Here is a 13,542-nt window from a genome sequence, read left to right as displayed (position 1 = left end):
ACACGAAAGACAGACGCCGCGATCCTTCGCGCCCCCCTCTGTCCTGCCGGACATCTCCCCCTCCAGGGGGGAGATCAGAAGCTTCTGCGCCCCACTCTTTCCTGCAATTTCGAAAACTGGCGAAAGCCGCTGTGACGGCCGATCTCCCCCCTTGAGGGGGAGATGTCCGGCAGGACAGAGGGGGGCGCTGTCCCGCCGACATCTCTGCTTGCTTTGCGCTTGGCATCAACCTACCCGATCTCCGCACCGAGCCCCGTCATCAGACCCATGAACTCCGGGAAACTCGTCGCGATCATGGCGGCGTCGTCGATGGTTACCGGCTTTTCCGTTGCCAGCCCCATCACCAGGAAGCTCATGGCGATACGATGGTCGAGATGCGTCTGCACCGTCGTGTCCTGGCCATTGGGATGGCCGCCCAGCCCCTTGCCGCCGGGCTTTCCGCGCACCGCGAGCGAAGCTTCGCCTTCGGTGCAGTCGACGCCGTTGAGCTTCAGCCCATTGGCAACCGCTGCCAGTCGGTCGGATTCCTTCACCCGCAGCTCTTCCAGCCCCTGCATCAACGTCTCGCCCTCGGCGAAGCTCGCGGCAACCGCCAGCACCGGATATTCGTCGATCATCGACGGGGCCCGCTCGGGCGGCACGGTGACGCCCTTGAGCTCGGAGTAGCGCACGCGCAGATCGGCAACATCCTCGCCGCCGGCATTGCGCGGGTTCAAGATGTCGATCTGGCCGCCCATTTCCTGCAACGTTAGAAGCAGGCCGGTGCGGGTGGGGTTCATCAGCACGTTCTCGATGACGATGTCCGAACCCGGCACGATCAGTGCCGCGACCAGCGGGAAGCCGGCCGAGGAGGGATCGCCGGGCACGGCGATGGTCTGCCCCGTCAATTTGCCCTGGCCCTCGATGAAGATGTGGCGCACGCCGCGCTCGTCGGTCTCGACCGAGAGATTGGCGCCAAATCCCCTAAGCATCTTTTCGGTATGATCGCGCGTCATCACCGGTTCGATCACGGTGGTGATGCCGGGCGTGTTGAGGCCTGCCAGCAGCACGGCCGACTTCACCTGCGCCGAGGCCATCGGCACGCGGTAGGTAATGGGTGCGGCGTGTTTCGGCCCATGCAGCGTGATCGGCATGCGGTCGCCCGGCGTCGCCTTCAGCACCTGCACGCCCATCTGGCGCAAGGGTTCGAGCACGCGGCCCATCGGCCGTCCCGACAGCGATGCGTCGCCGATGAAGGTCGTTTCCATGTCGTAAGTGCCGACGAGGCCCATTGTGAGGCGGGAGCCGGTGCCGGCATTGCCGAAATCGAGCGGGCCTTCCGGCTGCAGCAGCGCGCCATTGCCGGTGCCGCGGATCACCCACTCGGCGCCGCGCTTCTCGATATGCGCGCCCATCGCCTTCATGGCGGCCGCCGTGCGCATCACATCCTCGCCTTCGAGCAGGCCGGTGACGCGGGTTTCGCCGGAGGCAAGGCCGCCGAACATCATGGAACGGTGCGAAATCGACTTGTCGCCCGGCACGCGAGCGGTGCCGGAAAGGGCGGATGATTTGCGGGCGGTGGCCGGCTTGGCAGCGGCGGCGTGAGACATGGAATTTCCCTGGACGGAATGCCGGCGCACCGGCGCTTTTCATTTGTTGCGGCGGTCTCGTATCACGGCGGGCACGAATGGTCATCCCCATGGTCGTCGCTTGGCGCGAGGCCTTTCAGTGCTTGGTTTTGTGACGCCGGCTTTTCGCTTTGACAGCGCGGTAAACTGTGGTTAAGGGGACCACTCTTTTACTGACGAGGCTTGACGTGGCAAAAAACGAACTTGGCACAAAGCGTGTCGACCCTGAAACGGGCCGAAAATTCTACGACCTGAACAAGGACCCTATCGTCTCGCCCTATACGGGCAAGACGTATCCGCGTTCCTATTTCGAGGACGGCAAGATCGCCGCCCTCGAAGAGGAAGAGGAAGTGGCCGAGAAGGAAGTGGACGCCGAGGAAGAAGAAGGCGTTGAAGTCGTCTCGCTTGAAGAGGCCGACGAAGACGTCAAGGCCGGCGACGAGCTTCCCGACCTGGGCGACGACGAGGACGATGTCGATCTAGGCGACGATGAGGACGATACTTTCCTTGCCGACGAAGAGGAAGAAGACGACGACGTCGCCGACATGATCGGCGTCGGCGACGACGACGACGAAGTCTAGGAACGCTTCGAACGCATGCATTTAGCGGCGTTCACGGGCTATGATGAAAAAGCGGGCCTCGAAGGCTTGATCTTCAGGGAAGGCGGGGTTAGAAGCCGCCTGCACTAAACGGCGCGGTCCTGAAACCCGCGCCGGACCTCTCGCCGGCAACGGCGACGGCTGACTGCCGGAGTGGGGCCATAGCTCAGTTGGGAGAGCGCTTGAATGGCATTCAAGAGGTCGTCGGTTCGATCCCGATTGGCTCCACCAAACAGTCTCTTTCCGACGCTCGGTTTCGCGGCATTCATGCTTGTCGCCTGCCAGTCGGCGCCTGAACCATCATCGCCGCCGCCAGCGCCCGCACCTCAGCCCATGGCGCCTGCCGCGATCTCTGCTCCGGATGGTGCGGCGGTCCTCGATCCATCTGTGCGGGTCATGCCGCCCGGCGAAGGAGTCCCGGCCAAGTATGTCGCGTTTTCCGGCATATGGGGCGGACAGTTGGACGGGATGTATGATGGCAAGCTCGCTGTGCTGACGATTACGCGCGGCGGCAATGTCACCGCCACCTATGCCTGGGGCGATGTCGGCGACAACAAACCGGGCGTGGCCGACGGCGAAGGCAAGATTTTCGGCAACACGTTGAAACTGCGGCGCCTTCCCAATGGCGCGGACGTCAGCGCGGTCATTCAGGCGGACGGAACGCTGGCCGTCACCTATGGGCTTGCCGACCGCACCTATACGGGCACGTTCACCAAGCAGTAATCGCGAGAGCTAATCTTCCGGGGAAGCCACGGCTGGCTCCTTCCCTTGATCAATGCAGGCCGAATTCGCGCAGCAGTTCTTCGCGATAGCGCACGAAGCGGCTCTCGCTGCGCTCGCGCGGGCGTGGCAGGTCGATGTCGATCAACCGCGCCGCGCCGCCTTTCTCCTTGGGCAGGATCAGCACCCGGTCAGCCAGATAGATCGCCTCCTCCAGATCGTGGGTGACCATCACCATGGTGACGTTCTCCTCGCTCCAGATGCGCGCCAGTTCCTCCTGCATGCCGATCTTGGTCATGGCGTCCAGCGCCCCCAGCGGCTCGTCGAGCAGGAGGATCTCGGGCTGCACAGTGAGCGCCCGGGCGATGCCGACGCGCTGCGCCATGCCGCCGGAAAGCTGGCTCGGAAAAGCATCGGCGAATTCGGCAAGGCCGACCAGGGCGACGTAGAAGCGGGCGCGTTCCTCGGCCTGCCTCTTGGGAACACCGCGCACTTCGAGGCCGAACGCGACATTGCCGAGCACGCTCAGCCACGGCAGCAGCCGCGGCTCCTGGAAGATCACGGCACGCTCGGCGCCGACGCCATGCACCGGCTGGCCGTCGATCGCGACACCGCCGCTGTCGGCCGCCTCCAGCCCGGCCAGAATACGCAGCAGCGTGGTCTTGCCGGAGCCGCTGGCGCCGACAATGACCAGGCATTCCCCCGAACGAATGTCGAGGTTGAGCGTCCGCAGCACGGCAAGCTGGCGCCCGCCGAGGCTGAAGGATTTGGAGAGGTCGCGGATCGAGACCTCTCCGCCACGGTTGGAACCGGCCATCTTGTCTCTCAGCTATTTCAAAGCTCAGTTGATCTTGGTTTCGCCGGGCCGGTACAGGATGTCGGCGGCTTTCAGCTTGCCCTGGGCCAGACGGCCGTCGCGCTCCAGCACGGCGACCCAGAAGTCGATGTCGCGATCGGTCGCCTGCGCACCTTCGCGCAGACCAAAGCCGGTCCAGTAGCGGGCGAGATCGCCGTTTTCACCGCGCTTGTCGAGGATAGTGGCCAGCACCTTGCGGGCTTCGTCCGGGTTCTGGCGCGACCAGTCCGAGGCGCGCGCCGACTGTTCGACGAAGTTGCGCGCCGCATCCGGGTTGGCGGCAATGAAGTCGCGCCTGAGTACGACGAAGCCGCCGGCGAGTTCGCCGAGCACCTGCGTGTCGTCGAACACGCCGCGCACGCCGCCATTGGCGACCAGCGCGCCGGCAAAGGTCGCCTGCCAGTAGCCGAGGCCGGCAATGTCGACCTGGCGCGAGCGCAGCGTCTGCTCAAGCTGCGGGCCGGGCACGACAATGAGGTTGGCGGCGGTCGGCGGCAGGCCGACGCTGTGCAGGGCCTCACGCACCGTATAGTCGAGATGAGCGCCGAGCGTGTTGACCGAGATGGTCTTGCCGGCAATGTCGGCGATCGATTTGATCGGGCTGTCTTCCAGCACGTAGAAGACGCTCTTCACATCCTTGTTGATACCGTTGCTCGGATACGCCGCGACGAAGTCGTTGCCGCCCGAGATCGAGTTGATCACCGCCGCGGTGGCGGCCGAGCCGATGTCGACGCTGCCGGAAGACAGCGCAAACAGCGATTCCGGTCCACCCGAGGAATAGCCGACATTCTCCAGCTCGACGCCGAGCCCTTTGAAGTAGCCGAGCTCGTCGGCCAGCTCATGCGGGGAGATGCTGCCACGGCTGGCGAGGTAGCGGAACTTGACGGCTGCGGCTTGCGCAAAGGCCAGGCGCGGCAGGCCGGCGGCGATGAGGCCGGCGGCAAGCGGCGCGCCGGCAAGCAGCGAACGGCGGGTGATTTTCATGATCGGGTCCTTGTGAGGTAAACGGTGAGGGGCGGACTGCTCAGTTGACAGGATTGCTCCAGCGACAGAGCCGCCGCTGCAGGGTGACCAATGCCTGGTTGGCGATCAGGCCAAGCCCGGCGAGGATGACGATTGCCGCAAACATCAGCGGGATCTGGAAATTGTACTGCGCGTTCATCACCTGGAAGCCGATGCCCTTGTTGGCACCGATCATCTCGGACGCGATCAGCAGCAGCAGCGCCGTGGTGGCGCTCAGCCGCAAGCCGACGAAGATCGACGGCACGGCGCCCGGCAGTACGACGCGGCGAAACACGGTGAGCCGGCTCGCACCATAGACGCGCGCCATTTCAAGCAGCTTGGGATCGACTTCCTTGACGCCGCTGGTGGTGTTGAGCAGCAGCGGAAACAGCGTCGCCCAGAAGATGACGAAGATCTTCGAGGTCTCGCCAAGTCCCAAGAGCAGGATGAACACCGGATAGAGCGCCAGTGCAGAGGTCTGCCGGAACACCTGCAGGATCGGATCGAGCGCGGTTTCGACCGGGCGCACCTGGCCCATGAACAGGCCAAGCGGAATGGCGACGGCGACGGCTGCGGCAAAGGCGATGCCGGCGCGCTGCAGGCTGATGGCGATGTCGCCGAGCAGGCTGCCGCCGGCAAGCCCCTTCCAGAGCGCTTCGACGATCATGTCGATCGGCGGCAGCACCGCCGCGTTGACCCATCCGACGCTGCTCGCCACCTGCCAGAGCGCCAGGAAGCCGGCAAGCACGCCGTAGCGCTTCAGGAAGCGAACAGCAGCCCGGCCGCCGAGGCGCAGGAAGTCGGTGCCGAGCCCGGTTTCGCCACCACTGCGGCGAACCGTGATTTGCCGATCGATGTGCTGCAACGTCATTGCTTCACCCCTTCGATGCCAAGGTCATTCGGCGGCAAGGACGGTCGAGCGGGCGACGGTCCATGGATTTTCCGGGCGCCTGAGGCCGAGATTCTCGCGCAGCGTGCGGCCTTCGTAAGCCGTGCGGAACAGGCCGCGCCGCTGCAGCTCGGGAATGACCAGGTCGACGAAATCGTCGAGCGCGCCGGGCAGCCAGGGCGGCAGGATGTTGAAGCCGTCGGCCGCCTCGCTGGTGAACCATTCCTCCAGCTGATCGGCGACCTGCGTGACGCTGCCGACGATGGTGTAGTGGCCGCGCGCCGTCGCTACCCATTGGTAAAGCTGGCGGATGCTGAAATTGTGCTCGTCGGCAATCTGCCGGATCAGCGCCTGGCGGCTTTTCATGCCTTCGGTTTCCTTGCTCGGCGGCAACGGGCCGTCGAGCGGATAGCCCCTGATGTCGAGCGTCTGGCCGGCCAGCCCGTTGAGGAGCGCAACACCGTCCTCGGGCAGGATAAGGTCGTTGAGCTGTTGGTATTTGGCGCGGGCCTCGTCCTCGGTGCGGCCGACAAAGGGCGCGACGCCCGGCATGATCAGCACCTGGTCGGGATCGCGGCCGACTTCAGCCACGCGCGCCTTGATGTCGCGGTAGAATTCCTGCGCCGTCTCGAGCTTCTGATGGGCGGTGAAGATGACCTCGGCCGAGTGCGCGGCAAGCCCGCGTCCGTCTTCCGACTGCCCGGCTTGTACGACAACCGGATGCCCCTGCACCGGGCGCGGCACGTTGAGCGGACCCTTGACGCTGAAATGCTCGCCCTTGTGGTCGATGTCGTGCAATCTGTCCTTGTCGTAGAAACGGCCCGACTGCTTGTCGCGGATGAAGGCGTCATCCTCCCAGCTGTCCCACAGCGCCTTGACCGTCTCGACATGCTCATGCGCCCTGGCATAGCGCTCGGCATGGCTGGGCTGGACGTCGCGGTTGAAATTGCGTGCCGTTTCGTCGCCGGCCGAGGTCACCACGTTCCAGCCGGCGCGGCCGTTCGACAACAGGTCGAGCGAAGCGAATTTGCGCGCCAGCGTGTAAGGCTCCTCATAAGTGGTGGACGCCGTTGCGATGAAGCCGAGATGCGTCGTCAGCGGCGCCAGCGCCGCAAACAGCGTCACCGGCTCGAAACCGGCGATCTTGGCATTGCCGCCCTCGCGGGCGCCGAGGCCGACGGTCAGGTTGTCGGCCAGGAAATAGGCGTCGAACAGGCCGCGCTCGGCGGTCAGCGCCAGTTGCTTGTGGAACTCGAAATTGGTGGCCCCGTCGGCCGGCGCATCGGGATGACGCCAGGCGGCGATATGCTGCCCGCCGCCGGGCAGGAAAGCGCCGAGCTTGATCTGCCGCGGCCTGCTATCGGACTTGCTGGCTCGAGTCATTTGCAGGCGTCCTTCTGGTCTATGCGGGATGGAATGTTGCGTCGCGGATCGTTGGTTTTCAGGCGGCAAGGACGACGCTGTAGGGCACGCCGGCCACCCGGCATGCCTCGGCGACCGCCTGCCGGGCTCGCGCCTTGACTGCCTCTGACACCAGCACGCCATCTGCAAAGTCCTTGTCCGAGGCGTAGATCGCGGTCGGCAGGGTCTGCGCCTCGAAGAAGCCGAACAACGGCCGCAACTGGTGTTCGACGACTAGCGAATGACGCTCGCCGCCGCCTGTTGCCGCCAGGATGATCGGCTTGCCGCGCAGCGACGACGGGTCGAGCAGGTCGAAGAAGTGCTTGAACAGCCCGGTGTAGCTGCCCTTGAAGGTCGGGGAGCCGACCACCAGCACGTCGGCGCCGAGCAGCTGCTCGATAATACCGCGCGCCGCCGGATCGAGATCGCCAAGCTGTCTTGCAGGCGCAAAGGACGGGCCGAGATCCTCGATGTCGAAAACGCTCAAAGCCGAGCCGGCCCGGCTCGCCACCTCACCGGCGATGTGGCTGACGAATGCCTTCGTCTTGGACGGACGGGTCAGGTTGCCGGACAACCCCACCACCAGCTTTTTTGACATCCGAGGCTCCTTCTCGCAGACGCACTATCCGCATTAAGCCTACCGATTTTGTAGAATTAAATGAGCGAGAAGATTTCAAAACCGGGCTCTGAAGCGAATGGAGTTTGCGGTACATCGCCTTTGGTTGGTTCATTTGGCCCCAAAAGCGCCGCGGCAGATGCTGACGCGGTCGCGCAAGGCATCGCCGGGGACCATGGCCTTGGTCCTTTGCGCACCGATGGGTATCGTTGCGAAACCGTCAAGGGCCGGCGGCATTGACACTGCGTTGTGTGAGTGTCGATTGAACCCGATCGCGTGGGCGACGAAGTAGGCAACTGGAATCAAAGAACAGGATGCGCGCATGAAGAAGATCGGCTTTCTTTCCTTCGGCCATTGGTCGCCCTCGTCGCAATCGCAGACGCGCTCGGCGTCCGACGCGCTGCTGCAGTCGATCGACCTGGCCGTCGCCGCCGAGGAGCTGGGCGCGGACGGCGCCTATTTCCGCGTCCATCATTTTGCCCGCCAGCTCGCTTCGCCGTTTCCGCTTCTGGCCGCGGTCGGCGCCCGCACCAGCCGCATCGAGATCGGCACCGCCGTCATCGACATGCGCTATGAGAATCCGCTGTATATGGCCGAGGATGCGGGTGCTGCCGACCTGATCGCCGGTGGCCGGCTGCAGCTTGGCATCAGCCGCGGTTCGCCGGAGCAGGTGATCGACGGCTGGCGCTACTTCGGCTACGTGCCGCAGGACGGCAAAAGCGATGCCGACATGGCGCGCAACCATGCCGAGGTGTTTCTGGACGTGCTGCGCGGCGAAGGTTTCGCGCAACCCAATCCGCGGCCGATGTTCCCCAATCCTCCGGGAATGCTGCGGCTCGAGCCGTTCTCGGCCGGCCTGCGCGACCGGATCTGGTGGGGCGCCGCTACCAACGCGACCGCCGAATGGGCGGGCAAGCTCGGCATGAACCTGCAAAGTTCGACGCTGAAGTTCGATGAGGGCGGCCAGCCGCTCCACATCCAGCAGGCCGAACAGATCCGCGCCTATCGCGCGGCGTGGAAGGCGGCCGACCACACACGCGAGCCGCGCGTGTCGGTCAGCCGCAGCATCTTTGCGCTGGTGAACGACCGCGACCGCGCCTATTTCGGCGGCGGCAGCAGCGAAGATCATTTCGGCTATATCGAGCCTGAGAAGCTTGCCGTCTTCGGCCGCTCCTATGCCGCCGAGCCCGATGTGCTGATCGATCAGCTGAAAGAGGACGAAGCGATCGCCGAGGCCGACACGCTGCTTCTGACCGTCCCCAACCAGCTTGGCGTCGAGTACAACGCCCACGTCATCGAGGCGATCCTGAAGCACGTCGCGCCGGCTCTGGGCTGGCGCTGACAAGAGGCGCCAGCCGCCCGGCAAACAAAGAGATAGACCGTTTCGCCGGCAAACGGTGAAACGCTCTAAGGGCAGAGGCGGCTAGGCATCCGCCTTGAAGGTCTGCTTCTGCTGGCCGAGCCCCTCGATGCCCAGTTCCACCACATCGCCGGGCTTCAGGAACACCGGCGGCTTCATGCCGAGACCGACGCCGGGCGGGGTGCCGGTGGAGATGATGTCGCCAGGATGCAGCGACATGAACTGGCTGAGATAGGAAACGAGATAGGCGACGCCGTAGACCATGGTCCTGGTCGAGCCGTTCTGCATCGTCTTGCCGTTGACCGTCAGCCACATTTTGAGGTTCTGCGGATCGGCAACCTCGTCCTTGGTGACAAGCCACGGCCCGGTCGGACCGAACGTGTCGCAGCTCTTGCCCTTGGTCCACTGGCCCTGGCGCTCGGCCTGGAAGGCTCGCTCGGACACGTCATGGGCAACGGCATAGCCGGCGACATAATCCAGCGCATCGGCCTCGCTGACATATTTGGCTTTTCTGCCGATGACCACGGCGAGTTCAACCTCCCAGTCGGTCTTTTCCGAGCCGCGCGGGATCAGCACATCATCGTCGGGGCCGACAATGGCCGAACTCGCCTTCATGAAGATGATCGGCTCCGGCGGCACGGTGGCGCCGGTTTCGGCGGCATGATCGGAATAATTCAGGCCGATGCAGATGAATTTTCCTGTGCCGGCAACGCAGGCGCCAAGCCTCGGGCTTCCGGGTACGGCCGGCAGCGACTTCGGGTCGAGCTTCGATAGCGCATCGAGCGACGCCGGATCGAGCGCCTTGCCGGCAATGTCGGCGACATGACCCGAAAGATCGCGGATCGTTCCATCCGCATCGAGCAGGCCGGGGCGTTCGCTCCCTATCTCGCCATAGCGCAGCAGTTTCATCTTGCTCTCCAAATTGCGGCCCAAGGCCGTTTTCAACTCACTCTGCCAAAGCGACGAGGACTGGCCGACTCTGGCTAACGGATGCGACCTGGGGCAAGCCGGACTTTAGGACTGGTCGACCCGGAACCTGCGTATCGAGACTATGCTCAGATCGACCAGCCGCCGTCGATATTATAGGCCTGCCCCGAGGTGTACGTGGCGCCGGCGAGGTAGACGGCAAGGTCGGCGATTTCCTCGGGCGTGCCGAGACGGCCCATCGGCTGGCGGGCAATGAAGGCTGCGCGGGCCGCCTCGTAATCGCCCTGCGCATGCATGCGGTCCTGCAGCGACGGACTCTCGACGGTGCCGGGGCAGATGGCGTTGCAGCGAATGCCCTTGGCGACATAGTCCGCGGCAACCGCCTTGGTGAGACCGATCACGGCCGCCTTGGAGACGCCATAGGCAAAGCGGTTGGGCACGCCCTTGCCGGCGCCGGCGACGGACGACATGTTGATGATCGAGCCATCGCCGCGCTCCAGCATGCCGGGCAGTACCGCCCGAATGGTGCGGATCATGGCGCGGACATTGAGGTTGAAGGCGAAGTCGAGATCGGCATCCTTCATCTCGAGGATGGACCCGGAATGGACGAAGCCGGCGCAGTTGAACAGCACGTCGACGCGGCCGATTTCGGCGAAGCCGGATGCCACCGCATCGTCGTTGAGAACGTCGAGCTTGCGGGTCTTGATGCCGGAGGTCTTGGCGAGTTCGGCCAGCAGCGCCTCGTTGATGTCGGTGGCGTGCACGATGGCACCTGCCTTGGCGAAGGCCAATGCGCTCGCTCTGCCGATGCCTTGTGCCGCCGCGGTGACGACAACGACCTTGCCTGCTAGATCCGCCATGCGTTTCTCCTCGCCCTCTTTGGCCACTGCTCGGCCCGATTTACTGCCGGCTGACTGGGGCGTCCTGTGCCAGACAGGCGCGACTATGCGGCCTGCACAATCCATCAGTCCTTAAATAACAAATGTTTTTTCTGGTTAAAGAACACATGTCCAAGCGTCAAGCCCGAACGCGATCACCTTCGCGACGGCTGATGTAATGCACATCGCTTGCTCTGATGCAACAACATGTATGACAACCGGACAACGAGTCACGCTGCCATGGTTCACTCAAGCACAGCGCGCTTCGGCGGCATTAGTCGCCGTATGGCACCCAGACGTTCTTCACTTCGACGGCGCGGCGCAGCAGGGCATCGCCGGCGGCCTCGTCGGACGCCCAGTCGAGGCTGCGGCCGTTGCCGGTCCAGACGCGCTTGAGATTGCCGATGGAATCGGCCTCCGCTTTGGCGCAAGTGTCGGCATCGGCAAACAGCCAGAGCCCGTCGACATCGTCATGCTTGGCCAGCACGCCGGCAAGCTCCGCCGTGCGGCCGGTGACGATGTTGATGGCGCCTGCCGGAACGTCGGAATATTCGATCACCTGGTAGAGATCGGTGGCGAGCAGCGGGTATTTTTCCGACGGCACGGCCACCACCGTGTTGCCCATGGCAAGCGCAGGTGCGATCAGGGAGATCAAGCCGAGCAGCGGCGCGCTGTCCGGGGCGACGATGCCGACGACGCCGACCGGCTCGTGCAAAGCGAGCGTGACGGCGCGGGCCGGTGGCTGATGCACCCTGCCCTCATACTTGTCGGCAAGGCCGGCATAGAGGAACAGGCGCTCGATCGATTGTTCCACTTCCTCCCGCGCGGCCTTGGCGTTGGCGCCGGTCAGTTCGGTCAAGCGTGCGGTAAACTCGCCGGCACGGCCGGACAGATTTTCGGCGAGATAATATAGCACCTGGGAGCGATTGTAGGCGGTCGCCTCCGGCCAGGCCTTGCAGGCGCGGGCGGCGGCAACGGCGTCGCGGATGTCCTTGCGGCTGCCGAGACCGACTTCGCCGGCGAGCTTGCCCTTGGCAGTGGCTATCGCCAGCGAATAATTGCCGTCGGGCCGCACCTGCTTGCCGCCGATGAACAGCTTTGCGGTACGATCGATGGCGCCGCCATCCGATTGCTCGACCGGCTGCGCCGAAGCCGCCGTCGGCTTGATCACCGGGCCGAGCGGCAGCTTTGCCGAGAGATACTCGAACATGCCCTCGCGCCCGCCCTCGCGGCCAAAGCCGCTTTCGCGATAGCCGCCGAAGCCGCAGGCGGCGTCGAACATGTTGGTGCCGTTGACCCAGACGACGCCGGCCTTCAGCTGCGGCGCGACATGCAGCGTGAGGTTGATGTTTTCGCTCCACACCGAGGCGGCCAGCCCATAGCGCGTGTTGTTGGCGAGTTCGACCGCTTCCTCGGTGTTGCGGAAGGTCATGGTGGCCAGAACCGGGCCGAACACCTCTTCCTGCGCCAATATATTTGCCGGCGAAACACCGGTGGCGAGCGTCGGCAGGTGGTAGTAGCCGGAAGACGGCAGCACCGCGTCGGGCTGCCAGCAGACGGCGCCCTGTCTGGCGCCTTCTGCGACCAGGCCCTTGACGCGGTCGAGCTGTGTGGCGTCGACCAGCGGTCCGATATCGGTGTTCTTGTCGAGCGGGCTGCCGACGCGAAGCCGGCTCATCCTGACCTTGACCTTTGCGATCAACGCGTCGGCAATGCCTTCCTGCACCAGAAGCCGCGAGCCTGCGCAGCAGACCTGGCCCTGGTTGAACCAGATGCCGTCGACCAGTCCTTCGACGGCGCTGTCGAGATCGGCGTCCTCGAAGACGATGAAGGCCGATTTGCCGCCAAGCTCCAATGACAGCTTCTTGCCCGATCCAGCCGTGGCTTTCCTGATGATCTTGCCGACCTCCGAAGAGCCGGTGAAGGCGATCTTCTGGATGCCGGGATGGTTGACGATGGCGACGCCCGCTTCCGGCCCGCCCTGGACGATGTTGACGACGCCCTTGGGCACGCCGGCACGCTCGCAGATCTCGGCAAACAGGATGGCGGTGAGCGGCGTGAACTCGGCCGGCTTCAGCACCACCGTGCAGCCGGCGGCGAGCGCCGGCGCAATCTTCCAGGCCAGCATCAGCAGCGGGAAATTCCATGGGATGATCTGGCCGACGACGCCGACACCCTTGTGGCCTGGGAAATCCTTGTCCAGCGCCTGCGCCCAGCCGGCATGATGGATGAAATGGCGGATGGCCAGCGGCACGTCGATGTCGCGGCTTTCGCGGATCGGCTTGCCGTTGTCGATTGACTCAAGCACTGCGAACAGGCGCTGATGACGCTGCATCGCGCGGCCAATGGCGTAAAGCACTTTTGCGCGCTGGTAGCCCGAGGATGCCGACCATTTCGGCAACGCCCTGGTGGCTGCGGCGACGGCTGCGTCGATATCGGCGGCGCCGGCATCGGAGATCTTGGCCAGCAGCTTGCCGGATGAGGGTTCGCTGGTCTCGAAGGTCTTGCCGCCGCCTGCTGCCTTCCAGCCGCCGTCGATGAACAGCGCCTTGCCGAAATCGCGTCCGGCAAGCCAGGCATCGGCCTCGGTGCGGGCTTCCGGCGCCGGGCCGTATTCCATGGCGTGATAGCGTTCGAGAATGTTCATGACGCGCTCCAGATAATCGTCTTGGCAGGCGCTCTGTGGC

Annotated in this window: 13 protein-coding genes and 1 tRNA gene; 5 read left to right on the top strand and 9 right to left on the bottom strand. The window is 64.5% G+C overall.

The window, feature by feature from the left end; all coding sequences use genetic code 11:
• Positions 1-230: 230 nt before the first annotated feature.
• Positions 231-1,589: a 3-phosphoshikimate 1-carboxyvinyltransferase gene (gene aroA / locus NKJ78_RS04800; protein ID WP_023703673.1), complete on the bottom strand. Its 1,359-nt coding sequence runs from the start codon at positions 1,587-1,589 to the stop codon at positions 231-233.
• Between the two features lie 206 nt (positions 1,590-1,795).
• On the opposite strand from aroA, the gene NKJ78_RS04795 reads away from it, so the two are divergent.
• The 3 genes from NKJ78_RS04795 (at position 1,796) to NKJ78_RS04785 (ending at position 2,929) form a co-directional block, all read left to right on the top strand.
• Complete coding sequence (locus NKJ78_RS04795) at positions 1,796-2,188, top strand: TIGR02300 family protein (RefSeq protein WP_023683538.1); 393 nt, start codon at positions 1,796-1,798, stop codon at positions 2,186-2,188.
• Positions 2,189-2,361: 173 nt separating this feature from the next.
• Positions 2,362-2,437 (top strand) — tRNA-Ala (locus tag NKJ78_RS04790).
• A 102-nt stretch (positions 2,438-2,539) separates the two neighbouring features.
• Positions 2,540-2,929 (top strand): hypothetical protein, encoded by a 390-nt coding sequence (locus NKJ78_RS04785; protein ID WP_023693130.1) that lies wholly within the window; start codon positions 2,540-2,542, stop codon positions 2,927-2,929.
• Between the two features lie 49 nt (positions 2,930-2,978).
• Here the strand turns inward: NKJ78_RS04785 and NKJ78_RS04780 are convergent, their stop codons facing one another.
• The 5 genes from NKJ78_RS04780 to msuE are packed head-to-tail and all read right to left on the bottom strand — an operon-like array spanning position 2,979 to position 7,672.
• Complete coding sequence (locus tag NKJ78_RS04780; RefSeq protein WP_023671311.1) at positions 2,979-3,743, bottom strand: ABC transporter ATP-binding protein; 765 nt, start codon at positions 3,741-3,743, stop codon at positions 2,979-2,981.
• A 24-nt stretch (positions 3,744-3,767) separates the two neighbouring features.
• Positions 3,768-4,766 carry an ABC transporter substrate-binding protein gene (locus NKJ78_RS04775; RefSeq protein ID WP_352460356.1) on the bottom strand — a complete coding sequence of 333 codons (999 nt, stop codon included), beginning with the start codon at positions 4,764-4,766 and terminating at the stop codon, positions 3,768-3,770.
• A gap of 40 nt (positions 4,767-4,806) precedes the next feature.
• The gene (locus NKJ78_RS04770) at positions 4,807-5,655 is read right to left on the bottom strand and encodes an ABC transporter permease (RefSeq protein ID WP_023683543.1); all 849 of its coding nucleotides are present in this window, start codon (positions 5,653-5,655) and stop codon (positions 4,807-4,809) included.
• A gap of 24 nt (positions 5,656-5,679) precedes the next feature.
• Positions 5,680-7,056: an LLM class flavin-dependent oxidoreductase gene (locus NKJ78_RS04765; protein ID WP_023683544.1), complete on the bottom strand. Its 1,377-nt coding sequence runs from the start codon at positions 7,054-7,056 to the stop codon at positions 5,680-5,682.
• Between the two features lie 58 nt (positions 7,057-7,114).
• Positions 7,115-7,672 carry an FMN reductase gene (msuE, locus tag NKJ78_RS04760; protein WP_023683545.1) on the bottom strand — a complete coding sequence of 186 codons (558 nt, stop codon included), beginning with the start codon at positions 7,670-7,672 and terminating at the stop codon, positions 7,115-7,117.
• Positions 7,673-7,732: 60 nt separating this feature from the next.
• Between msuE and NKJ78_RS04755 the strand changes: the two genes are divergently transcribed.
• Together NKJ78_RS04755 and NKJ78_RS04750 are read left to right on the top strand one after the other, a co-directional pair.
• Complete coding sequence (locus tag NKJ78_RS04755; protein WP_155923261.1) at positions 7,733-7,930, top strand: hypothetical protein; 198 nt, start codon at positions 7,733-7,735, stop codon at positions 7,928-7,930.
• 82 nt (positions 7,931-8,012) lie between these two features.
• Positions 8,013-9,032: an LLM class flavin-dependent oxidoreductase gene (locus NKJ78_RS04750; RefSeq protein ID WP_023745836.1), complete on the top strand. Its 1,020-nt coding sequence runs from the start codon at positions 8,013-8,015 to the stop codon at positions 9,030-9,032.
• An 81-nt stretch (positions 9,033-9,113) separates the two neighbouring features.
• Here the strand turns inward: NKJ78_RS04750 and NKJ78_RS04745 are convergent, their stop codons facing one another.
• From NKJ78_RS04745 to NKJ78_RS04735, 3 genes are all read right to left on the bottom strand, one after another.
• Positions 9,114-9,959 (bottom strand): fumarylacetoacetate hydrolase family protein, encoded by an 846-nt coding sequence (locus NKJ78_RS04745; protein ID WP_023752475.1) that lies wholly within the window; start codon positions 9,957-9,959, stop codon positions 9,114-9,116.
• A 146-nt stretch (positions 9,960-10,105) separates the two neighbouring features.
• Positions 10,106-10,837 carry an SDR family oxidoreductase gene (locus tag NKJ78_RS04740; protein ID WP_023695912.1) on the bottom strand — a complete coding sequence of 244 codons (732 nt, stop codon included), beginning with the start codon at positions 10,835-10,837 and terminating at the stop codon, positions 10,106-10,108.
• 292 nt (positions 10,838-11,129) lie between these two features.
• The gene (locus tag NKJ78_RS04735) at positions 11,130-13,502 is read right to left on the bottom strand and encodes an aldehyde dehydrogenase family protein (protein ID WP_023806230.1); all 2,373 of its coding nucleotides are present in this window, start codon (positions 13,500-13,502) and stop codon (positions 11,130-11,132) included.
• Positions 13,503-13,542 lie beyond the last annotated feature (40 nt).

This window comes from Mesorhizobium sp. M0037 (genome assembly GCF_040323635.1).
Classification (GTDB): Bacteria; Pseudomonadota; Alphaproteobacteria; order Rhizobiales; family Rhizobiaceae; genus Mesorhizobium.
The sequence above is the reverse complement of the archived record's forward strand: the minus strand, read 5'-3'. Positions and strand labels throughout refer to the sequence as shown.

What these genes read in the sequence shown, in the direction of transcription:
- aroA (WP_023703673.1), bottom strand. Translation starts at nt 1,589, where the DNA reads ATGTCTCACGCCGCCGCTGCCAAGCCGGCCACCGCCCGCAAATCATCC.
- NKJ78_RS04785 (WP_023693130.1), top strand. Translation starts at nt 2,540, where the DNA reads ATGGCGCCTGCCGCGATCTCTGCTCCGGATGGTGCGGCGGTCCTCGAT.
- NKJ78_RS04780 (WP_023671311.1), bottom strand. Translation starts at nt 3,743, where the DNA reads ATGGCCGGTTCCAACCGTGGCGGAGAGGTCTCGATCCGCGACCTCTCC.
- NKJ78_RS04775 (WP_352460356.1), bottom strand. Translation starts at nt 4,766, where the DNA reads ATGAAAATCACCCGCCGTTCGCTGCTTGCCGGCGCGCCGCTTGCCGCC.
- NKJ78_RS04770 (WP_023683543.1), bottom strand. Translation starts at nt 5,655, where the DNA reads ATGACGTTGCAGCACATCGATCGGCAAATCACGGTTCGCCGCAGTGGT.
- NKJ78_RS04765 (WP_023683544.1), bottom strand. Translation starts at nt 7,056, where the DNA reads ATGACTCGAGCCAGCAAGTCCGATAGCAGGCCGCGGCAGATCAAGCTC.
- msuE (WP_023683545.1), bottom strand. Translation starts at nt 7,672, where the DNA reads ATGTCAAAAAAGCTGGTGGTGGGGTTGTCCGGCAACCTGACCCGTCCG.
- NKJ78_RS04755 (WP_155923261.1), top strand. Translation starts at nt 7,733, where the DNA reads ATGAGCGAGAAGATTTCAAAACCGGGCTCTGAAGCGAATGGAGTTTGC.
- NKJ78_RS04750 (WP_023745836.1), top strand. Translation starts at nt 8,013, where the DNA reads ATGAAGAAGATCGGCTTTCTTTCCTTCGGCCATTGGTCGCCCTCGTCG.
- NKJ78_RS04745 (WP_023752475.1), bottom strand. Translation starts at nt 9,959, where the DNA reads ATGAAACTGCTGCGCTATGGCGAGATAGGGAGCGAACGCCCCGGCCTG.
- NKJ78_RS04740 (WP_023695912.1), bottom strand. Translation starts at nt 10,837, where the DNA reads ATGGCGGATCTAGCAGGCAAGGTCGTTGTCGTCACCGCGGCGGCACAA.
- NKJ78_RS04735 (WP_023806230.1), bottom strand. Translation starts at nt 13,502, where the DNA reads ATGAACATTCTCGAACGCTATCACGCCATGGAATACGGCCCGGCGCCG.